The following is a 22,901-nucleotide window of genomic DNA, read 5'->3' as shown; positions in this document are numbered from 1 at the left end:
AAAGGAAGAATTATCGAAATAAAGGAAACGATTAAACTATACTCAAATAGTATCCCGTTTTTCTTCGTGTTCTTCGCGTTCCTCTTCTTCCACTTTTTTTGCATCACGCATCAGGCGGTTGGCAAAAATAAAGTCGTTCAGCTCCTTCACGTTAGAGTCCATGATGTCGTCGCGGGTGCCTTCCCATAGTTTTTTACCTTCGTACAGAAACATGATCTTATCACCGATCTCTATCACAGAGTTCATGTCGTGGGTTACAACTATAGTTGTGATGTTATACTCCACGGTGATCTCTTTAATCAGCTCATCAATCTTAATAGCAGTAAGCGGGTCGAGGCCGGAATTGGGTTCGTCGCAGAACAGGTAGGTACAGTTAGGAGCAATGGCGCGGGCGATACCAACCCGTTTTTTCATACCGCCGCTCAGTTCGGATGGCATTTTCCTGTTCACACCTTCCAGGCCAACCCGGGTCAGGCAGAAATTTACGCGATCCAGGCGTTCGCTTCTGCTCATGTCCGGTGTCAGCATTTTCAGCGGGAACTCCACATTTTCCTGTACTGTCATAGAGTCGAAAAGGGCCGAGCCCTGAAACAGCATGCCTATTTTACGTCGGATTTCCTGGCGTATATCCAGCTTGTTATTGGTGAAATAAGTGCCATCGAAAGTAACACTGCCAATGTCGGGTTTAATAAGGCCTACAATACATTTGAGCAGCACACTTTTACCGGTACCGCTGGCACCCAGTAGCAGGTTGGTCTTACCGGTTTCAAATATCCCGCTCACGCCATCCAGCACTTTTTTGTCGCCGAAAGTTTTATGTATGTTATGTATTTCTATCATAAAGTAATGCTATAGTAGTAACTGGGCACACACGTAATCGGCAATGAGTACCGCAATTACGCTCTGCGTTACGGCTGCCGTACTGGCGCTGCCCACTTCCAGGGCCCCACCCGATGTATTATAGCCCCTGAACGACGAGATAGACGAGATCAGGAAAGCAAACACAACAGATTTTATAAGGGCAAAAACAATGTTATAAGGTATAAAAGCGTCGCGGATACCGGTAATGTACTCCTGCGCCGTGAGGGCATTGGTAAGAGTGCCGGCTACAAAACCGCCTGCTATGGACAGGAACATGGAAAGAATAACCAGCATTGGGAAAACCAGCAGGGCCGCAATAATTTTGGGCAGCACGAGGTAGTTCTCGGAGTTGATACCCATTACTTCCAGGGCATCCACCTGTTCGGTTATCTGCATGGTGCCCAGGCCACTGGCAATGCTGGAGCCTACTTTGCCTGCCAGCACAATAGAAGTTATAGTTGGGGCCAGCTCCAGGATGGTCATTTCCCGTACCATAAAACCTATAGTTGAGCGCGGAATAAAGGCGTTGGTCAGGTTATAGGAAATTTGCACGCAGGTTACCGCCCCGATGAAGGTGGATACAATAGCAACTATAAAAATGGAGTTTATACCAATAAGGATGGCTTCATCTATAGTTCTGTTAAACAAAATGCGCGGCGACTCGCTCCGGGTAACAAGGCTACCCATGAACATGATATATTTTCCGAAATGCTTCAGCATAGGGGTGTATGGCGTCTAAACGTCGGTGTTTATACGTGTTTAAATCAAAATTAAGCTTTAAATGCCTATCTTACGCGTAATTTATCGAAACATTTTAATCTAACTATATTTCCACATGCAACGATACATTCTGGTTACGGGCGGCACAAAAGGTATAGGCAGGGCGGTTGCAGAACTGTTCGCTAAAGAAGGGTTCCACATCATTACCTGCTCCCGAAACGAAAATGACCTGCAAAAGTTGAAGCTGGAGATTGAACAGGCCTATACTTTCTCGAAAGTGCTGTACCAGGAGGCGGATCTGAGCGACCGCAAATCGCTGGAAAAGTTTATAAAATACGTGCAGGACCTGAACGTGCAGGTGGATGTGGTCGTGAATAACAGCGGCCTGTTTATATCGGGCAAAATTACCGAGGAGGATGATGAGGCGCTGCCATTTATGATTAATACCAACCTTTACAGTGCGTATTACATTTCCAAGGCGTTTGCTAAACAGATGATAAAACGCCGCAGCGGGCACATTTTTAACCTTTGCTCAACGGCCAGCATCACGCCCTACATTAACGGTGGTTCTTACTGCATCTCTAAATACGCCCTGTATGGCATGACCAAGGTGCTGCGCGAGGAAACCAAGGAGCACAACGTAAAAGTTACCGCTATACTACCAGGTGCTACGCTGACAGCCAGCTGGGAAGGAGTGGACCTGCCGGCAGAACGTTTTATGAAATCAGAAGACGTGGCCAGTGCGATCTGGGGTGCCTACAACATGTCGGCGAACAGCGTAGTAGAAGAGATTTTGATCCGCCCGCAATTGGGAGACATTTAGAGGTACGAGTTTGGGAGTTAGAGAAGTAAGAAGTATGAATTTTAGATTGTAGAGACGCAATACGTTGCGTCTTAAACTATAGCAGATCTATCATTTAACGATTAAAAATTAACCATCTAACCTCCAGCAATTAACAATTAACAATCAGCAATCAAATTAAAACTATGGAATTAAAGGGTAAGATAGCCGTGGTGACCGGCGTTAGCAAAGGTATTGGGTTGGCAACAGTAGAAGCGCTTTTAGAGAAGGGGGCTATAGTTGCCGGCTGGGGCAGAACAGCACCCGAGGTGCAGCACCAAAACTTTCACTTTTTTGAATGCGATGTGCGCTATGCCGAATCGGTGCAGAATGCGTTTGACCAAACTATAAGCCGACTGGGTGTGCATGTGGCGGTGCTGGTAAATAATGCCGGCCTCGGCATAGGTGGTAAGCTGGATGAGCTGAGTATAGACGACTGGCACACCATGTTTGATACCAATGTGCATGGCGTATTTTACTGCTCGCGGTTAGTGTTACCCGAAATGAAGGAGCAGGGCGAAGGTCATATCATCAACATATCTTCTATTGCAGGTACAACCGGTATCGAGGAAATGTCAGGCTACTGCGGCAGTAAATTTGCTGTGCGGGGCATTTCGCAGGCGCTCTATAAGGAAGTGCGCAACTATGGCGTTAAGGTTACCTGTATTTACCCGGGCTCCGTTAACACCAGTTTCTTCGATAATTTTGAAAACGTAACAGCCCGCGAGAACATGATGCGCCCGGAAGATATAGCGTCAACTATAGTGCATGCCCTGGAGTCTCACCCGAACTACCATCATGTAGAAATTGAAGTACGCCCGCTCATGCCAAAAGGCAAAATTCAGAAGCAGAAGTAAGGTGTAAGGATGTTTCGGAAACCAGGATTTTGTTAATTTTGAACTAAGAATTAATAATGAGTAATGAATAGTGAATAATGATATAATTGTTCGCTATTCACTGAATAAATGCTAATTCATAATTAATCATTCGTCATTATTCATTAGAATAAATTGTCTGTAGAAGTAAAGAACCTTACCAAGCTATTCGGGGCGCAACGTGCTGTAGATGATATTTCGTTTGCAGTGGAGCAGGGGCAGATTCTGGGTTTCCTGGGGCCGAACGGTGCCGGTAAATCCACTACCATGAAGGTCGCGACCTGTTATCTGCCGCCGTCGTCGGGAACTATAGTTGTGAACGGCCATGATGTGGTGCAGGACCCGATTGCGGTACGCCGTATGGTAGGGTATCTGCCGGAGCATAACCCGCTGTACCTGGATATGTATGTGCATGAGTACCTCGAGTTTGTAGCATCGGTTTACGGACTAAATGGGAAGTTTGCAAAGTCGCGGGTAAAGGAAATGGTTGAGCTTTGTGGCCTGACGCTGGAGCAGGGTAAAAAGATAGGCGCTTTATCGAAAGGTTACCGGCAGCGTGTTGGCCTGGCGCAGGCGCTGGTGCACGACCCGCAGGTGCTTATTTTAGATGAGCCAACCACCGGTCTGGACCCGAACCAGATTGTGGAAATCCGCTCGCTTATCAAACGCATCGGCCAGGACAAGACCGTTATCTTCTCGACTCACATTATGCAGGAAGTAGCCGCCATCTGCGACCGCGTGGTGATCATAAACCGGGGCAGACTGGTAGCCAACAGCGATGTGGCCAGTCTGCAGGCAGGTAACAGAGGACAGAAAACAACTATAGTTGAGTTCGAGCAACCAATAGAGATAGACCTGCTGCAAACTATAGCCGGCGTAGAGAAAGTAGAACCGGTGCAGGCCAGTACCTACCGAATCACATCAAGCCAGGATGCCGACATCCGGGCCTCTGTGTTCCGTATTGCAGCCGAACAGAACTGGCCGCTCGTAGGCCTGCGTCAGGAAGAAAATTCCCTCGAACAGATATTCCAACAGCTTACTAAGAATGAATAATTAGTAATGATTAATGAGTAATAGTGTGAAATTTATTATTCATTAATCATTCGTCATTACTAATTAATATGCTCGCTATACTTAAGAAAGAATTTAACGGCTTCCTGAACTCGCTGATCGCTTATATGGTGATCGCGGTGTTTCTGGTGGCGACCGGCATGTTTATGTGGGTGTTTCCGGAGAGCAGTGTCCTGACCTATGGCTTTGCCGATATGCAGACGCTTTTTTCGATGGCCCCATGGCTGTTCCTGTTTCTGATACCGGCCATTACCATGCGCACGTTTGCCGAAGAGAAACGTGAAGGAACAATAGAACTGCTGCTGACCAAACCAATTACTGATCTGCAGCTTATACTGGGGAAATATTTTGCCGCCTTGTTGCTGGCCCTGTTTGCCCTGGTGCCAACGCTGTTGTATTACTATACGGTTTATGAACTGGGCAACCCGCAGGGCAACGTCGATTCTGCCGCTGTAGTTGGCTCTTATCTGGGGCTGATGTTCCTGGCCGGTGTGTTCTGCGCGATAGGGGTTTTTGCCTCATCCATCTCCAGCAACCAGATCATCTCCTTCATTGTGGCCTTATTCCTATGCTACATCATCTATACCGGTTTCGATCTGCTGGCCTCCATTCCGGCGCTGGCAAACTATAGTTACTTAATCAGCCAGTTGGGTATTTCCTACCATTACGATGCCATCAGCAAAGGCCTTGTCGACTCGCGCGATGTGCTCTACTTCCTCACCGTTATCGCTATCATGATCCTATCAACTAAACTGGTTTTAAGCAGCAGAAAATGGTAACGCAGGAAACGACAAAAGCCCCCAACAACCGCCGTCGCGACCTTACCCGCTATCTTATAGCTATAGTTGCGTTGGTTATAGTTAACGTACTGGTTTATAATTACTTTTTCAGGGTAGATCTGACAGAGGATAAACGTTATTCTATTTCGCCGGTAACCAAACAGATGCTGGGAAACCTGCCCGATGAAGTTTTTGTGGAGGTGTACCTGGAAGGGGATTTTCCGTCCGGCTTCAAAAGACTGCAGCAAACGGTGCGCGAGACGCTGGATGAGTTCAGGATCTATGCTGATGGCAAGGTGCGCTATGAGTTCTATGACCCAGGCTCGATAACTGATGAGAAAAAGCGCACAGAGTTTATGACACTGCTTGCCCAGAAAGGCATACAACCAACCAACCTGAAAGCGACAGAAGAAGGGAAACAGGTAGAGCGATTGGTATTTCCGGGTGCCGTGATCCGGTACAAAGGCAAAGAGACAATTGTTAATTTTTTGAAAGGTAACCTGGCAGCTACGCCGGATGAGCGTTTGAACCAGTCGGTGGAGGGAGTGGAGTATGAGCTGGCGACAGCGGTGCGTAAACTGGCTTTCCAGGGGAATAAAACCATTGGTTACATAACAGGCCAGGGCGAGCTGGAATACCCTCATGTAACTGCCCTGTTAGGCTCTTTACAGGAGTATTACCGTGTTGCCATGGGCGACCTGGACCAGATCCCTACCTTAGATGGCCTCGACCTGATTATTGTGGCCAAACCAACCGGTACCTACACGGAAGCCGATAAGTACAAAATAGATCAGTTTATCATGAACGGGGGCAAAGCCGTTTTCTTTGTGGATGCGCTTAATGCCAACCTGGATAGCCTCGGAACAGGCGGTACCTTTGCCATGCCCTACAACCTGAACCTTGATGACCTGTTATTCCGGTACGGTGTGCGCCTGAATCCTACGCTGATCATGGACCTGAACTCCGGTTTTATACCGCTGGTTACCGGCTATAGTGGCGGCCGGCCAAGTACCGAAATGATTAACTGGCGCTATTACCCGGTGCTCAACAAGTTCAGCAAGCACCCGATCACGCGTAACTTAGATGCAGTTTATGGCAAATTTGTCGGAACTATAGATACTGTTAAAGCAACAGGTATCCGGAAAACGCCTCTTATTTACACCTCGCCTTATTCACGTATTATGCAGGCGCCGGTGCCGCTTACCCTGGAAGAAGCCCGGATGGAGGTTAACCCGGAACAGTACCAGGCAGGGGAGCAGCCAGTTGGATATTTGCTGGAAGGTGCCTTTACATCGCTGTTCCGTAACCGACGGGCACCGGCTGGTGTGGCCAACACGACTGTAAAAGAGCAGGGTGTACCAACCAAAATTGCAGTTTTTTCGGATGGCGATCTGATCCGGAACGATGTTAACCCACGCAGTGGGCAGGCCTATGAACTTGGCTTCGACAGGTTTAACAACATCACGTTTGCTAACAAGGAACTGGCCATGAACACTATCCATTATCTGCTGGATTCGGAAGGATTGATCAATATCCGAAGCAAGGAAATCAAACTTCGTCCGTTAGACAGGGTACGGGTGCAGGAAGAAAAAACGTACTGGCAGGTGCTAAACCTGGTGGCCCCGATCGTGCTGCTGGCGCTGTTTGGTATAACACGTTACTACCTGCGTAAACGCCGTTACGAAAAGTTTTAAAACTATAGTTTAAAACAGCTATAAACTTTAAAAACCTTTGCCTGCGGGCTTAGTATAAATCCGAAATATTTTTAACTTTGCCTAAATAACATTATAGGGATATAGAATGAAATTTATAGTTTCTTCATCTGCGCTGCTTAAGCAGTTAGCCAGCATAAATGGGGTAGTAACCAACAACCCGGTAGTGCCGATCCTTGAGAACTTCCTGTTCGAGATCAGCGACAGTACACTAACTATAACAGCCAGCGACCTGGAGACTTCCATGATCACGGAGTTGCCTGTTGAAGCAAAAGAAAGTGGCCGTATTGCTGCCCCAGCCAGAATCCTGCTGGATACCCTGAAGAACCTGCCAGACCAGCCGGTAACCTTCACCATAGACGAAGAAACCTATACCATCGAGATCAGCTCTTCAAACGGACGCTATAAACTGTCTGGCGAGAATGCTACTGATTTCCCGCGCGTGCCGGTTGTAAAAGGTGGTAACGCGATCGAGATTCCTTCTAATGTGCTGGCCCGCGCTATTAACAAGACTATCTTTGCCGTTAGCAACGATGAGCTTCGCCCGGCCATGACCGGTATTTTTGTGCAGCTGCGCTCTGATAACGTTACGTTTGTAGCTACAGACGGTCACCGTTTACTGCGTTACCGCCGCACTGACATTGCTACCAGCCAGGAAGCATCGCTTATTATCCCACGTAAGGCGTTCACTTTGCTGAAGTCTACGCTGCCATCAGAAGCTACTTCGGTTCGTGTAGAGTTCAACAACTCAAATGCCTTCTTCAGCTTCGATAACATCCGTATGATCTGCCGTCTGATCGATGAGCGTTACCCGGATTATGAGAACGTTATCCCGGTTCAGAACCCGAACAAGCTGATCATTGAGCGCCAGGCACTGTTAAGCTCTGTAAAGCGTATCTCTATCTACTCAAATAAAACCACTCACCAGATCCGTCTGAAACTGTCTGGCTCAGAACTGCAGGTATCTGCCGAAGACCTGGATTTCTCGAACGAAGCAAATGAGCGCCTTGCCTGCCAGTACGATGGCGAAGACATGGAGATCGGCTTCAACGCTAAGTTCCTGATCGAAATGCTGAACAACATCGACTCTGACGAGATTACCTTTGAGTTGTCTACGCCAAACAGAGCAGGTCTGCTGATGCCACTTGCCAACGAAGACAACGAAAATGTTTTGATGCTGGTAATGCCTGTAATGCTGAACAATTACGTATAAGAAATATATTTCTCCTAACGCGCAGAAGGCGGGCCCACAAGCCCGCCTTCTGTTTTTATAGCCTGACAGAATGCGGCAAGCTATGCTATAGTTTATGCCTGGTATTCAGGATATTATAACTATAAATTAACATGAAAAATGGTGAGCCCGGTGTAAAGTTATCAGCATTATTTCTACATTTGCGCGCTCCAAACTTTGGCCGTTTTCTTTCAGATGAAGTTGTATTTATTCAGGTCGGTGCCTGTTGCCTTTGCAGATGGCTTTAAGGCTTTTTATCAGCCGCAGAACAACAAGAGTACTACCATTATAGCCCGTGTGTGGCTGGCCATTGCCCTTATCTTGCTGGCCAGTAACATGGTGTACCCGTATGAGCAAAAAATACAAGGGGCAGCCCTTTACCGCATAGCTTACTATAGTTATGCAACGATCTCTGCACTTACCCTGCTACTCTTCTGTTGGTTTAAACACAAAAAAGTTGCTCCTGACGCCGGGCTTTACCGGTGGGTGTGCTTAGGCTATAGTTATACTTTTGCCATTACCTGCCTGCTGATGTCGGTGGCGTACCAGGGCAACCCGATCAATAACATGACCATGTACCTGATGGGCCTGATGCTGGTGGCATTGCTGGTGGTACTGGAGCTTAAAGAGCTGCTGATTTTAACTATCCTTATCGGGCTGTCCTTTTCCATTGGCGTTCAATTCCTGAACCTGACAGACGCGCAGCAGATCACTAACCAGACGGGCTCAGTTTTTATTCTGATCTTTTTCTTTCTGCTCAGCAGGCTTAACTATAGTTTCAGGGCAAATAATTTTATACAACTACAGCTTATAGAGACACAGAAGCAGGAACTGGAAAACGTAAACAAGGCTAAAACTACCATATTGGGAGTGGTAGCGCACGACCTTCGTGGCCCGTTCACCAACATTGAATCGCTCATTAAAATCATGCGTGTCCGTGAAATGACCGCTGCTGAAAAAGACCGTTTCTACGACATGATCCTGCAAAGCTGCCAGAAATCAGCCTCTATCATTAACGACCTGCTGGTTATGGCGCGCTATGAACAGGACCATAGTTATACATTGCAGCGAACAGACCTGACAGCGTTTGTAGCAGAGGTACACCAGCAATGGAATGCTGAGCTGAAAGATAGTCGTAAGATTGAATTCAATGTTCCTTCACAGCCAATTTATGCCAGTATAGACCCGGAAAGATTCCGCCGCGTGCTCGATAATTTATTGTCTAACGCAGTAAAATTTACGCAGGAACAGGGCCACATCCGCATTGGTATAAACTGTACCGATCGTGATGTATTGCTTAAAATTTCGGATGACGGCATTGGCATACCGCAGGACCTGAAACCACATTTGTTCAAGGCTTTTTCCAAGGCGTCCAGAAAAGGGGTGCGCGGAGAAAACTCTGTGGGTTTAGGGCTTAATATTGTGAATACATTGGTGCAGCAGAATAATGGCGCCATAACCGTAGAAAGCAATGCAGACCAGGGTACTACGTTTAGCATTACGCTGCCGCTGAGCAACTGATCTATTTGACTTTCTGCAGTTTGATATAAACCGGGAAGTGGTCGGAGTAGCCACCAATGTAAGTAGTGCCGTTGTAGGTAGTGCGTGGGGTGTTCTTATATTTGCCAAAGGTATACTTCATAAACTCCGGATCGTGTATCTGCGCTGAGCCCATCACATATTCCAGCCCTTCTCTGTTCAGCAATCCTTTTGATACCAGTACCTGGTCCAGCATCTTAAAGTCGCCACGTTTGTGGAAGCTGCCCAGGCCCTGCACATAGTTAATGTAAAAGGTGTTAAACAATTCAGTCTTATACTGTGGGTTGGGACGTCCGTTGGCTTTTAAAACCTGTTGCAGTATAGCCGACTTAGGCTCTTCATCAAAATCGCCTATTACCAGTATACTGGCATCCGGGTCCTGTTTCAGGTCGGCATCTATCTGTTTGCGCAGGGTGGCCGCAGCAGCGCGCCGGTTGCGTTCCCCACGACGGACGTTGCCATAGTTGGGTGGCCAGTGGTTAATGTAAAGGATTACATATTCACCGGCCAGTTCGCCTTTTACCTGTAGTATGCCCTTACCCTCAAAGTTGCGTTGCGGGTAATCAATATGAATGATCTTCTGATAGGACGGTTTAAAAACTTTGGGGTCATAGATCATTGCCACATCCAGCCCCAGCGGATCGCCTGACTCAAAGTGTATGAACCGGTATTTTTTCTTTTTAAGCGGCGGCGTGTTCAGCAGATCCTGCAGCACTTTGTTGCTTTCCACTTCGGTTACACCAAGTATAGCTGGCCCGTTCTTGCCACCAATGGTGCTGATGGCCTGGGACAGGTTCTTCAGTTTCTGCTCATACCGGATGCTGTTCCATTTCATGGCCCCGTCGGGCGTATAGTCCATGTTTTTGGCGTTAGCCTGGGCATCGTACAGTTTTTCGAGATTATAGAAGCCAACTGTATAGGTTTTGCTTGATCCGGGGAAGATACGGGCACAGCCCGCAAGGGTGATAAGGGTAAAAAGCGTTAAGAGAGTTTTTATTCCGTGGCGCATCGCGTAACTTTGTAGAAAATATATGTTTTCAGGCATATTACGAGATAACGATACTATAAAGTTTAAATTTTAACGAAATGAAGAAGTCAGAAATATACTTTAGCATTGCCTTAGACGATCAGAAGATACCTGAAGCCATTAGCTGGCGTGCCACCGATGCAGGGGAGAAGATCCATTTTGCCAAGGCGATCAACATCTCGCTATGGGACAGAGACGAAGCCGGAACCATGAAAATTGACCTTTGGACAAAGGATATGCCGGTTGATGAGATGAAGTATTTCTACATAGATACAATTGGGGCTATGGCACAAAGCATTGCTACAGCCACTAGTGATAGCGTAATGGCCCAGAAAATGCGTGCCCTTTGCGAAGACCTGATGAACCACGTAGAGGCAGAGCGCCAGAAGAACAGCCAGCAGTAATAAGCTGTAAGCCATAAAACCAGAAAGGCCGCTACTAATAGCGGCCTTTCTGGTTTTATGGTCGGTTATAGATTGGTGTATTAGTTAACTGCCACTGCATTGCCGGCAGGAGCGCTTGCAATGGTGTTGTTAACCGGCTGGCCACCTTTAGCTACAAACTCTTTATCAAATTTGCTATAGTAGGTACGGTCGCCGAAATAGTCGTTGTATTGTACAGTGCTTAAAACATCTTCCAGCTTCACATCGCGCTCAGCGCAGATAGCTTTGCATTTCTGGTCGATCAGTTCCTGGTTGCCTGCAAACTCGGCTTCCACGGCCATCATTTTTGCAATTACATCCATGTTTATTGCTCGTACCTTGTTTGACTGGTAGTTGTTCAGGCGCAGTTCGCGAATCATCTGGTCTGAAAGATTCTGGGCTCTGCTCTCTACAGTTATAGATTTCTCATTACCATTTGCTGCAGCTGAGAAGATCAGACCTAAGCACGCGCATGTTGTTACCAATAATCTTTTCATAGTGTTTCCTTTTTCCTTTTCTACTTTCCCTTTTCGTATTTATTAACCAGCGCCGGTCCAAAATAATTCCGTCACAGCCCACGTTTTTTTCTGACAGGTATAATGCAGGAATTATGCCAAAAGGGCCGCTCCGGTGTGGAGAGGCCCTTTTTATTTTAATTTTTTATACCGGTATTACCAGTTATTCTTCCACATCATGGATTCAACGGGCGTAATGGTGCGATTGTTATACTTGGCGTTTTCTTTTCGGTTATAGTAGTTCTCAATACCGCCTTTTACCTCAAAATAGATCAGCTGGCCGATCGGCATGCCATAGTACACACGCACCGGCTGGGTAACTGAAATCTCCAGTGTCCAGGTGTTGCAGAAACCTACATCGCCTTTACCGGCTGTAGCGTGAATGTCTATTCCTAAACGGCCAACGCTCGATTTACCTTCCAGAAACGGTACGTGGGCATGGGTTTCAGTATATTCCAAGGTTACCCCTAAATAGAGCGTACCCGGCTGCAGTACAATGCCTTCTTCCGGTATCTCAAAAACATCAATTTCGTTGTGCTGGCGCGCATCTAATACTTCGTCGCGGTAGGTAGCAAGGTAACGGCCCAGGTGCACATCATAGGAGTTTGTGCCAAGGCTCGATCGTTTAAATGGCTCTACCAGGATAGTACCTTTTTCTATCTCTTCAAGTATTTGTTTATCTGTTAAGATCATGGGAAATGCACGCTAAAAAGTTGAGTGTAAAAGTAGTGAATAAAGGCTATATACACCAAGCATAAACCAAAAAGCGGCAGCACCATTTTTCAGGCACTGCCGCTTTTTTATTGTCTGAACTATAGTTAGCCCTGAATAGCCTGTAAGGCATCAAAGTTTGCCTGCACGTACTCGTTCACCATTTCCGGGGTAATGGCAGTGGAAACAAACAGCGCTTCGTACTGAGATGGGGCCAGGTAAATGCCACGCTGCAGCATTTCGTTAAAGTAACGGCCAAACAGCGCAGTATCTGAAGTTTTAGCACTTTCAAAATCTGTTACCGGTTTATCTGTAAAGAAGACAGTGAACATGGAGCCAACCTGGTTTATAGTATAGTTCAGGCCAAGCTTCTGCATGTTGCTGCGCATTCCAGCTATTATGTTTCCGGTGGTTTCTTCAAGCTGTGTATACACCTGTGGGTTATCTTTCAGGTACGTCAGCATGGCCATACCTGCTGCCATCGCGATCGGGTTACCGGATAAAGTACCTGCCTGGTAAACCGGGCCGGCCGGGGCAACAAAGTCCATGATCTCTTTTTTACCGCCATAGGCACCAACAGGCATACCACCACCGATAATTTTACCCAGTGTGGTCATATCAGGCGTTACACCATATAGTTGTTGGGCTCCACCCGGTGATAAACGGAAACCGGTCATTACCTCGTCGAAGATCAGGACAATGCCCTCTTTGGTACACAGGTCGCGCAGACCCTGCAGAAATTCCGGCGTTGGCTGCACCAGTCCCATGTTACCGGCAACCGGCTCTAAAATAATGGCAGCTATCTGGTCTTTGTTGGCATCCACAAGCGTCTGTACAGCCTGCAGGTTATTATAAGGAGCTGTAAGGGTATCGTTGGCAGTGCCTTTTGTTACACCCGGGCTATCCGGAACGCCTAAGGTAATAGCGCCGCTGCCCGCCGCGATCAGGAAAGAATCGCCGTGGCCGTGGTAACAGCCTTCAAATTTGATCATCTTGTCGCGGCCGGTAAAGCCACGTGCCACGCGTATCGCCGACATAGTAGCTTCAGTACCGGAATTTACCATACGCACCTTTTCAATGCTTGGCACCATGCTGATGATCAGTTCGGCAATCTCTACTTCTTTGCGGGTAGGGGCGCCAAACGATAAAGAATTTGGAATTGCCTGCTGCACAGCTTCCTGCACAATTTCGGCGGCATGACCCAATATCATGGGACCCCAGGAGTTGATGAACTCCATGTAGCGGTTGCCGTCTTCATCATATAAATAAGCGCCTTTGGCAGACTTTATAAAACGTGGGTTGCCACCTACGGCTCTGAAAGCTCTTACAGGAGAGTTTACGCCGCCTGGAATAAAATTTTGAGCGCGCTGAAACAGTTCTTCACTGATTGGTGCAGTTTTCATCAGGTATTATTTTATAGTTTACTTAGTAAACCGTGTTTACTACAATAGGTTGAAGGTTTTCTAATTTAATGATCGGTACGAACTGGTTATCGGAGCGCAGCTCGACGCGGGTAGTTTTGTTTGTATAGCCTACCGCCGGGTAAAGCGCCCCTCTGCTGATGCCATTTTCTAACAAAGCCTGTGTCAGGTTAGGACCATATTGCTGCAGCATGCTGCCATAGAAATACAGCATTTCGAAACCGGCGTACGCATAAACCGAAGGAGGTACATTATAGCGCTGGATGTACTTTTCCCGGAAACTTTTAACGGCCGGAGACGTGGTGTCTACATATTTCGGACTGATAAAATATACTTCCAGGTTATCCAACTGTCGCAAAGAGATCTGGTTGATGTTGAGCCAGTTGTTGTAGGTGATAAGCGGAAGCGTAGCCGCGCTGGCCTGTAGTTTACTGGTTGCATTCACGGCTGCCGTCATCTTATCAGAGAACACTGCCATGTGGCCCACATCAGTCAGGTTCAGGTTGTTGAAAACACTGGCAGTAGCTGAGGCCTGTGAGGAGCTTATTTTCTTATAGGTCTTTACCTTGCCGCCTAATTTTTTGAATTGATCTTTGTAGAAATAGGCAAAGGTGGTGTCGTCCTTCGTATTCTCAAAAAGGATGACCGCTGTTTTAGGGGAGAAGGTATTATAAGCATACGTTGCAGCCTGACGGGCCTGCGTAGCTACCGATGACTCAAAGAGGAAAACATTGCTGTTAGGGCCAGCCACTTCCAGATCCTGAGACAAGGGATTTATGACTGTAGTGCCTGTAGTGCGTGCAAAACGATTTGCTATAGTTGCACCGCTCTTATAAACCGGCCCAATCACCAGGTCCATTTGTCTTACTTCCGGCAACTGGAAAATACGGCTTACTTTGGCTGTATCGGCACCAGCATCATAGGCATACAGATTCAGTTTTACGCCTTGTTCTTCCAGTGAGTCCTGGGCCAGTTGCATGCCGGCATACAGGTCGTTTACGAACTGGTTCTTGCGGGCATTCTGGTTCAGGTCCTGGTTTAGCTGGAAGGGCAGGAGCAGGGCTACATCAAACCCTTGCTGGCGGCGTGCAGCCGCGTTCAGGTATTTGTTGCGGTCCAGGTTGTGTTTGCTTACCAAACGCTCCAGCGTATTTTTATCTTCCTGGCGGTACCAGCCGTTTACAAGTTTATCAGCATACACCTGAGCCAGCACTTTGTCGTTTGGGTGGCGCTGTACCAGTTTCTCAAAAGCAGCTTTATCGGCCAGCTTTACAAGATAGTAGCGTTCCAGGGCAGCTGCATCAGTAGCTAATGGCGTATTGTTTAGCTGTTGCAGTTGTGTGATAGCTTCCTCGTAGTTATTACGCTCAAAAAGTACGTTCGCTAACAGGTAAGTGGCATCAGGCATCTGTGGCCAGTCGGGATGCTGCATTTTTAATTGTTGCAGCATTTCCTGTGCCTCTTTGTACTTCTGCGCTTTAAAGGCGGCTAAGGAATAAAAATAAGAAGCTTCCGGAGCGTAAGGAGAGTTGGCTATAGTTAGCGGCATAAATTCGGCCATGGCCTGTTCGTAACGCTGCTGTTGCAACAGAATTTTACCGTTGCTATAGGTTACCTCGTCGCCCTGCTGTGCAAAAACCGGCGATGCAAACGACAGCCCTATTACCAGAAGTACACTCTTACAGAAGTTGCTCATAATTTTAAATTTTGAATAACAGAATGACTGAATGAGTGAATATCTGGTTTTAAATCTTTCTTCAATCATTCAGTCATTCAAAATTCACTCATTAATACTTATTCCCACTCTATAGTTGCCGGTGGTTTGGAGCTGATGTCGTATACCACGCGGTTTACACCTTTTACCTTGTTGATGATCTCGTTTGATACATCGGCCAGGAATTCATACGGTAAACGGCTCCAGTCGGCGGTCATGCCATCAATGCTGGTAACGGCACGCAGGGCTACCACATTTTCGTAGGTACGCTCGTCGCCCATCACACCTACTGATTGTACAGGTGTAAGAATAGCGCCGGCCTGCCAGACTTCATTATACAAACCAGACTTTTTCAGGTTGCTGATGAAGATATGGTCTACCTGCTGCAATATCTGTACCTTTTCCGGAGTGATGTCACCCAAAATACGGATAGCCAGACCAGGGCCCGGGAACGGATGACGGCCAAGAATAGCATCATCAATGTGCAAGGTTTTACCAACCAGGCGTACTTCGTCTTTGAACAATGTTTTTAGCGGCTCCACCACTTTCAGTTTCATAAAATCGGGCAGGCCACCTACGTTGTGGTGCGATTTTATAGTTGCCGAAGGGCCTTTCACACTCAGCGACTCGATCACGTCCGGGTAAATTGTACCCTGTGCCAGCCATTTCACGTCTTCTATTTTATGCGCTTCTTCATCGAACACCTCGATAAATACACGGCCAATGGCTTTGCGTTTTGCTTCCGGATCGGTGAGGCCAGCTAAAGCATCGTAAAACTTCGCTTTGGCATCTACACCTTTTACGTTCAGGCCCATGTGCTTATAAGAGTCCAGTACGTTCTCGAACTCATCTTTGCGAAGCAAGCCGTTATCTACAAATATGCAGTACAGGTTTTTGCCGATCGCATGATGGATCAGCATGGCAGCTACACTGGAGTCTACACCGCCCGACAGGCCAAGTACAACTTTATCATTGCCAAGCTGCGCTTTCAAATCAGCTACGGTTGCATCTACAAATTGCTCCGATGTCCAGTCCTGCTGGCAGCCGCAGATGTGTACCACAAAGTTGCGGAGCAGGGTTTTGCCTTCGTCGGAGTGGGTTACTTCCGGGTGAAACTGAATGCCATACGTCTCCTGGTCGCGCAGTTTGTAAGCAGCTACACGTACGTTATCGGTACTGGCAAGAATTTCAAAATTATCCGGGACCTCTTTTATCGTATCGCCGTGCGACATCCAGACTACAGAACCCGGTGTCAGTTCCTTCATCAGGCGGTTGGCAGTGTGTAGTTCCGATAAACGGGCACGGCCATACTCGCGGATAGTGGAAGGCGTTACTTCGCCTTTGCTCTCGTGCGCAATAAGCTGCGCGCCGTAGCAAACACCGAGTACCGGCAGCTTGCCTAAATACTGATCAAGGTCTATGGTTGGGTGTTCGGCATCCCGCACAGAGCAGGGGCTCCCTGAAAGTATGACACCTTTTACATCTGCCGTGAGCGCAGGAACATTGTTGTAGGGGTAAATCTCACAGTATACATTAAGCTCGCGAACCCGTCTTGCTATAAGCTGGGTATATTGGGAGCCAAAGTCGAGGATGAGAATTTTTTCTGGCATGCGCAAAGGTAAGGTGCTTTTATAGCAATTGCCAATACTTTTGAAGATAAGTGAAGGTTAGGGGAATTATGGACGGATTTGGTCTGTCTGAACCGGGGTTTACAGGATTAAAGGATTTTCAGGATTTGGCCTTTGGCTATAGTTGGTGGCTATAGTTTTATAGTGGCCGCTTCAACACCCCTGTAGTCCCCTCAAGGGGACAATTTCTGCCTTTGCTATAGTTTAACTATAGTTCTATAGTTACTGTTTGTCCAACCACCCCTGCCCCTACTTATCTAAGGCGGGGAACTCTGATACTGCTATAGTTGAAGCTATAATTCTATAGTTACAATCCACGAGTAGGCAGGCGCAGCCTGCCCCAAGGAACTATAGACATGAGAAAAGCTATGCAACTATAGCTGTTCAAATAAACTATAGTTGTAGCTATCGAACTTGATATCAGTCTTTGGGTTGAGCGCCTTTGACTTGTTGCGGTGCCGTCAGGCAATCCGAGCGCAGCGAGGATAGCAAGAAGGCAGCAGCGCGATGCCCGAAGACGGGGCCTCCTGGCCCGGGAGGGAGCCAACTAAACTATAAAACTGTAGGCTCTTAGAGCTCCCAGGATAAAAAGAGGCTATGAAACTATGGCTTGGTTCCAGAAGTAAGCAAAGTCAACTATAGAAGGATAGCTTGTGAGCTTCAACTATAGTCTGAGATAGATTTCTCGCTGCACTCGAAATGACAAGGATCCCTCGGCTAACGCTTGGGATGACAAAGAACCAACTATAGTCTGAAATAGATTTCTCACTTTGTTCGAAATGACAATAGTGGAAACTATAGGACACATCAAATCACTCGGCTGCGATCTACATGATTAATACTTTAAAACAATCTGCCTGAATAATTGAGACTTATGGCTCTCAACATAAATAAAACTACTTTTTAAGCGGCTATAGTTTGCATTGAATGATAAAATCAGTACTTTTGTAACGGCAAATCGGCACGGCCAGCTCCTGCCAAATCCCCCAGGACCGGAAGGTAGCAAGGGTAGGCGGTCGAAGCGGCGCGATGTTGGTTTGCCACTTTTTTTTGCCCATACCCCAACGGCGCTCCCCGCCAAACCTAAAAATACCCGCTTTCTTTCCGGTTTCAGGATTTATAGTTTAGCTTTGTACTATAATCATCCCAATTCCTATGAAATTCTTTATTGATACTGCAAACCTGCAGGAAATTCAGGAAGCACACGACCTGGGTGTGCTCGACGGTGTAACAACCAACCCATCTTTAATGGCCAAAGAAGGCATTTTTGGTCACGATAACGTGATGGCGCATTACAAAAAGATCTGCGAAATAGTAGACGGCGACATCAGCGCGGAAGTTATTGCAACGGATTACGAGAACATCATTAAAGAAGGTGAGTTTTTAGCTGAGCTGCACCCGAACATCGTGGTGAAAGTGCCTATGATCCGTGATGGCGTGAAGGCGATCCGTTACTTCAGCGAAAAGGGAATTAAAACAAACTGTACGTTGGTGTTCTCTGCTGGTCAGGCTATTCTGGCGGCTAAAGCCGGTGCAACCTATGTGTCTCCGTTCGTAGGTCGTTTAGATGATGTATCGACAGACGGTATGCAGCTGATTGACCAGATCGTGCAGATTTACAGCAACTATGGTTACCAGACACAGGTACTGGCGGCTTCGGTGCGCCACGTAATGCACCTGGTGCAGTGCGCTGAGATTGGTGCCGACGTGGTTACCTGCCCGCTGAACGTAATCACCAGCCTGCTGAACCACCCACTTACCGATATCGGTCTGCAGAAGTTCCTGGCCGACCACGCCAAAGGAAATAAATAATTATTAATGAGTAATGATTAATGAGTAATGGAGCATACAAGCTTTATTATTCATTAATCATTATTAATTACTCATTCCAAAAAAATGTACATCATCAAAGTTAAAGGCAAGGCTAAAATTCCGGATTACATACAGTTGCGCGACAGCAATTTTGTGCTGATAGCTTATTTCCGGGCCGACCGGCCGCTTAAAAACCTGGACCGTTACGGGCTGGAAGGTAAAGAAGATGCGCTGGCCGCTTTGATAGAGTCGTTGGAATTTGGTAAACTGCAGAAATTAGAGATTTAAGTAGCGTAACGTACCCATGAGTTTTTCCTCTTCACCCGTAGTATCCCTTCGCGATGTAGCTGTTTACCAGGACAGCAATACCATTCTGAGTGGCGTATCCTTTGATATCGAGAAAGGGGAATTTGTGTACCTGGTGGGGCGCACAGGCAGTGGGAAAAGCTCTTTACTTAAAACGTTGTATGCGGACCTGCCTTTGCTGACGGGCGCAGCTACTGTTTCTGATTTCAACTTAAGCAAACTTCCACGCACTAAAATTCCTTTTCTGCGTCGCCGTCTGGGTATTATTTTCCAGGATTTTCAGTTGTTGTTCGACCGTACAGTGGCCGAGAACCTGAGCTTTGTGCTACGCGCAACAGGCTGGAAAGACAAAAGCAAAATAAAGCAGCGCATTTCGGAAGTGCTGATGCGAGTTGGCCTGGATGCTGCTGCAAACAAAATGCCACACCAGCTATCAGGAGGGGAGCAGCAACGTATTGTAGTAGCTCGCGCCCTGCTGAACGAGCCTGTAATCCTGATCGCCGACGAACCAACCGGTAACCTCGATCCGATCGTGGCCGATGGCATTATGCAGCTGTTTATGGAAATTAACAACAGCGGCACGGCCATCCTAATGGCTACCCACAACTACGAGATCATCAACCGTTATCCAAAACGGGTTTTAAAATGCGAAAGCGGCAAAGTGCTGGATTCCAACAAAGAAACTTTCGCTTTTACAACCGCCAGCTACTAAGCAGCCTCTCTTTCAGGTTAACAGTGTTTTAGATAACCAGCTATAGTTTATAGTTGGTAGAATTTATTCTGTTGGCTTTCACAGTAGATACGCTTTAACCCTGCTAAACTATAGTTTTAAACTTCGTGTGGGTGAACTATAGCTATATCTTCCGAAACTATAGCTTGTTTATATTCCGGTATAAGTTTTTACGAGTTTTCGAACCCAGTCATTCAGATCCGGATACACTTTAAAACCGAGCGTTAGGGCGCTGTAAACTATAGTTATAACTATAGACCGCACAGCAATATCGAGGTACACATTGCCCAGGTAAGGAATAAGGTAAGACACTCCCAATGCCACCAAAGCAATTATGGTTATGCCCAGCGAACTCCAGGCGAAGGGCTGCATTTTGTATGCCCATAGCACAAAGAACATCCGCAGCAGGTTAATAAATACCAACGACAGCATAGTGGCAAAAGCAGCCCCGTTCATGCCGTAAAGCGGAATAAAAATAGAGTTTGTCCAGATGGTGAGGCCCGCCAGCACAATATTAAACAGCAGGTCCCAGCGATATTTATCCGAAGTGGCCAGGATAATGCCGTTTATGCCGGTGGCCAGATCTACCAGTCGCGCGATGGCCAGAAACAGCACCACATATTTGCCGGCACTATAGGTGTCGGGCATGAAAGAGAACAGGTTATCAAGGTTGGCCCAGATGCCTATAAAAAGCAGCAGCCCGATGATCAGGTTTATGAGCGTGATCTGCTTGTAAAATTTTGCCATGCCCGGCATGTTTCTTTCCTTCCAGAACTCCGCCACCTGCGGGAAAGCGATCTTGAAAATGGCCAGCGCAGGTGTAACAATGGCACTCGTCATGTAAAAGGCAGTAGTGTAAATCCCGTTGTCGCTCAAACTTACAGAACTGATCATTACCTGGTCCACGGACTTGATGATGGTGACCGAAATGTTACCCATAAACGTGAACAGCCCGAAAAACAGCATCTCCCGGAAAGGAACAATGCTTACCGCCTCTGAGAATGCAGGACGTATGTGGAATTGCTTCAGCCACATAGTATACCCGATCAGCACGAGCGCAATGGCAGAGTTGGCAGCCACGTACAGTAGCACAAACATCTCAAAATCCATCCAGCCAAAACTATAGGCCAGCAGCAACACCAGTATCAGTACCCGCGACAGGAAATCCTTGACAAAAGACGAAACTATAGTTTTGAAAAGCGACCGCAGGTAAGCCGTGAACAGGTTAAACAGCAGCGTGAAGAACGCCAGTGGAATAATGTAGTAATAGTAATCGAGCAGCAGCGAAGAGTTCTCGCGGTAATAATCGGCAACTACAGGCTTGAAAATGATGAACAGCGCCGTCATGAGTGCAAACCCGAACATCGGTACTGAGAGCAACACAAACAGGAAGCCGTGGTGTTGTTTCTCCTTATTGCGGAAGTACGGGAAGTACCGCACGCTCATGTTCACGAAGCCCAGGGCGGCAAACTGTGCGAACATCTCGGCTATAGTTAGCAGCAAGCGCGTTAAACCAACCTGTTCTTCATCCAGGATGTTCGGGAAAAGGATAAGTACATTCACGTACCCGATGGCAATGCCGGCATACGAGATGATGGTGTTCCAGATGCCTTCGCGCTGTAATTGTCTACTCATTGGCTAAAGTCAGAGAGCAAAGGTAAAGTTTTTGGGGATAGTAAAGTAACTATAGATTCGCCTTTGCAGGCCGACCAACCTGAACAAAATCTTTCAGGAATTTTAAAGCCAGCTCGCTGCTTTTACCTTCGTAAGTGGACCCTACTGTTTCGTTGTAGTATTTCGCTCGCTGGTATACATTCGGCTTTTCGTGCAGGTGTTGTTGTAGCAGGTGCTTCAGTTCCTCGTAACCAGCAGGAGCATCAACCAAACCGTGCGCGATAAACCCGTAATAATCGTCCAGTTTTTCGGTTGGGTTCATGTTATAAAAGATGGACCACACGTTCAGTAAAACTGCTTCTAAGTGGATGCCGGAGTTGCCGCTGATCTGTACATCTACCTGGCGCAGATAATCGAAGGTAACTATAGTTCGGCTATCAGAGAGGCTGATGTTAGTGCCTATAGTTGAGAGTGCGTTAAAGTCACGTTTGTCGCGGGGGTGGGGGCGTAGTATAAAGTGTATGGACGGGAAATCTGAACTTAATTGGCGTATCAGCTTTCCGATTTCCCCTAAATCGTCCATCAGGTTGCAGCCAATGCCTATCGTTTGTATCTGTTGGTTTCTGTTACGGAACGGCACAAAAGCATCCGCTTTAGGCATCCCTATCAGCTCTACTTTTCCCTCTATGGGCCCGCAGATTTTATATTTCTGCAGCGCATCCTGTCCCTCCAGCAGATTCAGGTCAAACTGCAGTGGCGGAAATATAGGGCTGACGCTGGCGTGCTGAATATAAATTGTTTTGATACCTGCCGCCTTAGCAGCTAACAACATGGATCGGGCATCGGCATTGTGGTCGTTGGCAAAAACTATGGCTGCGGGTTTATATTTTCGGAGCTTTTGGAGGTACACTTCATAAAAACCAACGGCATCGAACAGTATATCATAAAACCGTAGCGTGCTCTGCTTTTTGCGCTTCAGAAACTGGAAGTAAAGGGGAAGGAACTTATAGTAATAGAATAGTTTCCGGCGCAGAGAAATGCGCTGGACCGTTTTATTGTACTTGCCTATTTCCTTGCTCTGCCCGGCTACAAAAACGGCATTCGGCAAACCGTGTTTTATGAACTGCAGGCTATCCACATTATTCTGGCTGACCACATACAGCCATACCTTGCCCTGTAGTTGCTCGCTATGCTCAACGTTTTTAAAAAGATTACCTATAAGCCTGACCAAACTATAGCCAAGTACTTTAAGGAAACGCCTGAGCGGTTGAGCAGGAGACACAGCATTTTTGGCACTCTCTGGCAGTCTGTAAAAGCCTTCCGAAAAGTGCAGGTGCAGGATGTTGCTGTAAAGGGCGTACCAGTTTTTCAC

The 22,901-nt window shown here is 47.1% G+C and carries 21 protein-coding genes and 1 other RNA gene; 12 read left to right on the top strand and 10 right to left on the bottom strand.

Going from position 1 to position 22,901, the window contains the following annotated elements:
• Positions 1 to 42: 42 nt before the first annotated feature.
• Together H7F15_RS05360 and H7F15_RS05355 are read right to left on the bottom strand one after the other, a co-directional pair.
• A complete protein-coding gene (locus H7F15_RS05360; protein ID WP_185195912.1) occupies positions 43 to 840 on the bottom strand; it encodes an ABC transporter ATP-binding protein in 798 nt (265 codons plus the stop codon).
• A gap of 9 nt (positions 841 to 849) precedes the next feature.
• Complete coding sequence (locus H7F15_RS05355) at positions 850 to 1,581, bottom strand: ABC transporter permease (protein ID WP_185195911.1); 732 nt, start codon at positions 1,579 to 1,581, stop codon at positions 850 to 852.
• A gap of 115 nt (positions 1,582 to 1,696) precedes the next feature.
• On the opposite strand from H7F15_RS05355, the gene H7F15_RS05350 reads away from it, so the two are divergent.
• The 7 genes from H7F15_RS05350 to H7F15_RS05320 all read left to right on the top strand — a co-directional run bounded on the left by H7F15_RS05350 (position 1,697) and on the right by H7F15_RS05320 (position 9,611).
• A complete protein-coding gene (locus H7F15_RS05350; protein ID WP_185195910.1) occupies positions 1,697 to 2,404 on the top strand; it encodes an SDR family oxidoreductase in 708 nt (235 codons plus the stop codon).
• Positions 2,405 to 2,568: 164 nt separating this feature from the next.
• Complete coding sequence (locus H7F15_RS05345; RefSeq protein ID WP_185195909.1) at positions 2,569 to 3,279, top strand: SDR family oxidoreductase; 711 nt, start codon at positions 2,569 to 2,571, stop codon at positions 3,277 to 3,279.
• 153 nt (positions 3,280 to 3,432) lie between these two features.
• Positions 3,433 to 4,350 (top strand): gliding motility-associated ABC transporter ATP-binding subunit GldA, encoded by a 918-nt coding sequence (gldA, locus tag H7F15_RS05340; RefSeq protein ID WP_185195908.1) that lies wholly within the window; start codon positions 3,433 to 3,435, stop codon positions 4,348 to 4,350.
• 68 nt (positions 4,351 to 4,418) lie between these two features.
• Positions 4,419 to 5,147, top strand: a complete 729-nt coding sequence (gene gldF, locus H7F15_RS05335; protein ID WP_185195907.1) for a gliding motility-associated ABC transporter permease subunit GldF — start codon at positions 4,419 to 4,421, stop codon at positions 5,145 to 5,147.
• Positions 5,141 to 6,841 carry a gliding motility-associated ABC transporter substrate-binding protein GldG gene (gldG, locus tag H7F15_RS05330; RefSeq protein WP_185195906.1) on the top strand — a complete coding sequence of 567 codons (1,701 nt, stop codon included), beginning with the start codon at positions 5,141 to 5,143 and terminating at the stop codon, positions 6,839 to 6,841. The genes gldF and gldG overlap by 7 nt, the downstream gene beginning before the upstream one ends.
• A gap of 106 nt (positions 6,842 to 6,947) precedes the next feature.
• Positions 6,948 to 8,072, top strand: coding sequence for a DNA polymerase III subunit beta (gene dnaN / locus H7F15_RS05325; protein WP_185195905.1), 1,125 nt, complete (start codon positions 6,948 to 6,950; stop codon positions 8,070 to 8,072).
• Between the two features lie 213 nt (positions 8,073 to 8,285).
• Positions 8,286 to 9,611 (top strand): sensor histidine kinase KdpD, encoded by a 1,326-nt coding sequence (locus H7F15_RS05320; RefSeq protein ID WP_185195904.1) that lies wholly within the window; start codon positions 8,286 to 8,288, stop codon positions 9,609 to 9,611.
• Between the two features lies 1 nt (position 9,612).
• On the opposite strand, the gene H7F15_RS05315 is transcribed toward H7F15_RS05320, so the two are convergent.
• Complete coding sequence (locus H7F15_RS05315) at positions 9,613 to 10,638, bottom strand: hypothetical protein (protein WP_185195903.1); 1,026 nt, start codon at positions 10,636 to 10,638, stop codon at positions 9,613 to 9,615.
• 77 nt (positions 10,639 to 10,715) lie between these two features.
• Between H7F15_RS05315 and gldC the strand changes: the two genes are divergently transcribed.
• Positions 10,716 to 11,060 carry a gliding motility protein GldC gene (gldC, locus tag H7F15_RS05310; RefSeq protein WP_185195902.1) on the top strand — a complete coding sequence of 115 codons (345 nt, stop codon included), beginning with the start codon at positions 10,716 to 10,718 and terminating at the stop codon, positions 11,058 to 11,060.
• Between the two features lie 80 nt (positions 11,061 to 11,140).
• Here the strand turns inward: gldC and H7F15_RS05305 are convergent, their stop codons facing one another.
• The 5 genes from H7F15_RS05305 to guaA all read right to left on the bottom strand — a co-directional run bounded on the left by H7F15_RS05305 (position 11,141) and on the right by guaA (position 17,049).
• On the bottom strand, positions 11,141 to 11,575 hold the full coding sequence (locus H7F15_RS05305) for a hypothetical protein (protein WP_185195901.1): 435 nt from the start codon (positions 11,573 to 11,575) through the stop codon (positions 11,141 to 11,143).
• A 174-nt stretch (positions 11,576 to 11,749) separates the two neighbouring features.
• Positions 11,750 to 12,286 (bottom strand): dCTP deaminase, encoded by a 537-nt coding sequence (gene dcd, locus H7F15_RS05300; RefSeq protein ID WP_185195900.1) that lies wholly within the window; start codon positions 12,284 to 12,286, stop codon positions 11,750 to 11,752.
• 125 nt (positions 12,287 to 12,411) lie between these two features.
• Entirely contained in the window at positions 12,412 to 13,707 is a 1,296-nt protein-coding gene (gene hemL, locus H7F15_RS05295; protein WP_185195899.1) for a glutamate-1-semialdehyde 2,1-aminomutase, read from the bottom strand.
• Between the two features lie 22 nt (positions 13,708 to 13,729).
• A complete protein-coding gene (locus H7F15_RS05290; RefSeq protein ID WP_185195898.1) occupies positions 13,730 to 15,421 on the bottom strand; it encodes an ABC transporter substrate-binding protein in 1,692 nt (563 codons plus the stop codon).
• 98 nt (positions 15,422 to 15,519) lie between these two features.
• The gene (gene guaA, locus H7F15_RS05285) at positions 15,520 to 17,049 is read right to left on the bottom strand and encodes a glutamine-hydrolyzing GMP synthase (protein ID WP_185195897.1); all 1,530 of its coding nucleotides are present in this window, start codon (positions 17,047 to 17,049) and stop codon (positions 15,520 to 15,522) included.
• A gap of 968 nt (positions 17,050 to 18,017) precedes the next feature.
• On the opposite strand from guaA, the gene ffs reads away from it, so the two are divergent.
• From ffs to H7F15_RS05265, 4 genes are all read left to right on the top strand, one after another.
• Positions 18,018 to 18,114: signal recognition particle sRNA small type (gene ffs / locus H7F15_RS05280), an RNA gene on the top strand.
• 108 nt (positions 18,115 to 18,222) lie between these two features.
• Positions 18,223 to 18,879 carry a fructose-6-phosphate aldolase gene (gene fsa, locus H7F15_RS05275; protein ID WP_163915880.1) on the top strand — a complete coding sequence of 219 codons (657 nt, stop codon included), beginning with the start codon at positions 18,223 to 18,225 and terminating at the stop codon, positions 18,877 to 18,879.
• An 84-nt stretch (positions 18,880 to 18,963) separates the two neighbouring features.
• Positions 18,964 to 19,167: a fructose-6-phosphate aldolase gene (locus H7F15_RS05270; protein WP_162345577.1), complete on the top strand. Its 204-nt coding sequence runs from the start codon at positions 18,964 to 18,966 to the stop codon at positions 19,165 to 19,167.
• Positions 19,168 to 19,183: 16 nt separating this feature from the next.
• The gene (locus tag H7F15_RS05265; protein WP_185195896.1) at positions 19,184 to 19,897 is read left to right on the top strand and encodes a cell division ATP-binding protein FtsE; all 714 of its coding nucleotides are present in this window, start codon (positions 19,184 to 19,186) and stop codon (positions 19,895 to 19,897) included.
• A gap of 168 nt (positions 19,898 to 20,065) precedes the next feature.
• Here the strand turns inward: H7F15_RS05265 and H7F15_RS05260 are convergent, their stop codons facing one another.
• Both H7F15_RS05260 and H7F15_RS05255 read right to left on the bottom strand, forming a co-directional pair.
• Positions 20,066 to 21,550 (bottom strand): lipopolysaccharide biosynthesis protein, encoded by a 1,485-nt coding sequence (locus tag H7F15_RS05260; protein ID WP_185195895.1) that lies wholly within the window; start codon positions 21,548 to 21,550, stop codon positions 20,066 to 20,068.
• 49 nt (positions 21,551 to 21,599) lie between these two features.
• Complete coding sequence (locus H7F15_RS05255; RefSeq protein WP_185195894.1) at positions 21,600 to 22,901, bottom strand: hypothetical protein; 1,302 nt, start codon at positions 22,899 to 22,901, stop codon at positions 21,600 to 21,602.

The sequence above is a fragment of the Pontibacter sp. Tf4 genome (assembly GCF_014212495.1).
Classification (GTDB): Bacteria; Bacteroidota; Bacteroidia; order Cytophagales; family Hymenobacteraceae; genus Pontibacter.
Note: the sequence above shows the minus strand (reverse complement) of the source record. Positions and strands in the feature narration are given on the sequence as shown.

What these genes read in the sequence shown, in the direction of transcription:
- H7F15_RS05350 (WP_185195910.1), top strand. Translation starts at nt 1,697, where the DNA reads ATGCAACGATACATTCTGGTTACGGGCGGCACAAAAGGTATAGGCAGG.
- H7F15_RS05260 (WP_185195895.1), bottom strand. Translation starts at nt 21,550, where the DNA reads ATGAGTAGACAATTACAGCGCGAAGGCATCTGGAACACCATCATCTCG.
- gldG (WP_185195906.1), top strand. Translation starts at nt 5,141, where the DNA reads ATGGTAACGCAGGAAACGACAAAAGCCCCCAACAACCGCCGTCGCGAC.
- H7F15_RS05290 (WP_185195898.1), bottom strand. Translation starts at nt 15,421, where the DNA reads ATGAGCAACTTCTGTAAGAGTGTACTTCTGGTAATAGGGCTGTCGTTT.
- gldF (WP_185195907.1), top strand. Translation starts at nt 4,419, where the DNA reads ATGCTCGCTATACTTAAGAAAGAATTTAACGGCTTCCTGAACTCGCTG.
- H7F15_RS05345 (WP_185195909.1), top strand. Translation starts at nt 2,569, where the DNA reads ATGGAATTAAAGGGTAAGATAGCCGTGGTGACCGGCGTTAGCAAAGGT.
- dcd (WP_185195900.1), bottom strand. Translation starts at nt 12,286, where the DNA reads ATGATCTTAACAGATAAACAAATACTTGAAGAGATAGAAAAAGGTACT.
- H7F15_RS05270 (WP_162345577.1), top strand. Translation starts at nt 18,964, where the DNA reads ATGTACATCATCAAAGTTAAAGGCAAGGCTAAAATTCCGGATTACATA.
- H7F15_RS05360 (WP_185195912.1), bottom strand. Translation starts at nt 840, where the DNA reads ATGATAGAAATACATAACATACATAAAACTTTCGGCGACAAAAAAGTG.
- dnaN (WP_185195905.1), top strand. Translation starts at nt 6,948, where the DNA reads ATGAAATTTATAGTTTCTTCATCTGCGCTGCTTAAGCAGTTAGCCAGC.
- H7F15_RS05265 (WP_185195896.1), top strand. Translation starts at nt 19,184, where the DNA reads ATGAGTTTTTCCTCTTCACCCGTAGTATCCCTTCGCGATGTAGCTGTT.
- H7F15_RS05315 (WP_185195903.1), bottom strand. Translation starts at nt 10,638, where the DNA reads ATGCGCCACGGAATAAAAACTCTCTTAACGCTTTTTACCCTTATCACC.
- H7F15_RS05305 (WP_185195901.1), bottom strand. Translation starts at nt 11,575, where the DNA reads ATGAAAAGATTATTGGTAACAACATGCGCGTGCTTAGGTCTGATCTTC.
- guaA (WP_185195897.1), bottom strand. Translation starts at nt 17,049, where the DNA reads ATGCCAGAAAAAATTCTCATCCTCGACTTTGGCTCCCAATATACCCAG.
- hemL (WP_185195899.1), bottom strand. Translation starts at nt 13,707, where the DNA reads ATGAAAACTGCACCAATCAGTGAAGAACTGTTTCAGCGCGCTCAAAAT.
- H7F15_RS05320 (WP_185195904.1), top strand. Translation starts at nt 8,286, where the DNA reads ATGAAGTTGTATTTATTCAGGTCGGTGCCTGTTGCCTTTGCAGATGGC.
- fsa (WP_163915880.1), top strand. Translation starts at nt 18,223, where the DNA reads ATGAAATTCTTTATTGATACTGCAAACCTGCAGGAAATTCAGGAAGCA.
- H7F15_RS05355 (WP_185195911.1), bottom strand. Translation starts at nt 1,581, where the DNA reads ATGCTGAAGCATTTCGGAAAATATATCATGTTCATGGGTAGCCTTGTT.
- gldC (WP_185195902.1), top strand. Translation starts at nt 10,716, where the DNA reads ATGAAGAAGTCAGAAATATACTTTAGCATTGCCTTAGACGATCAGAAG.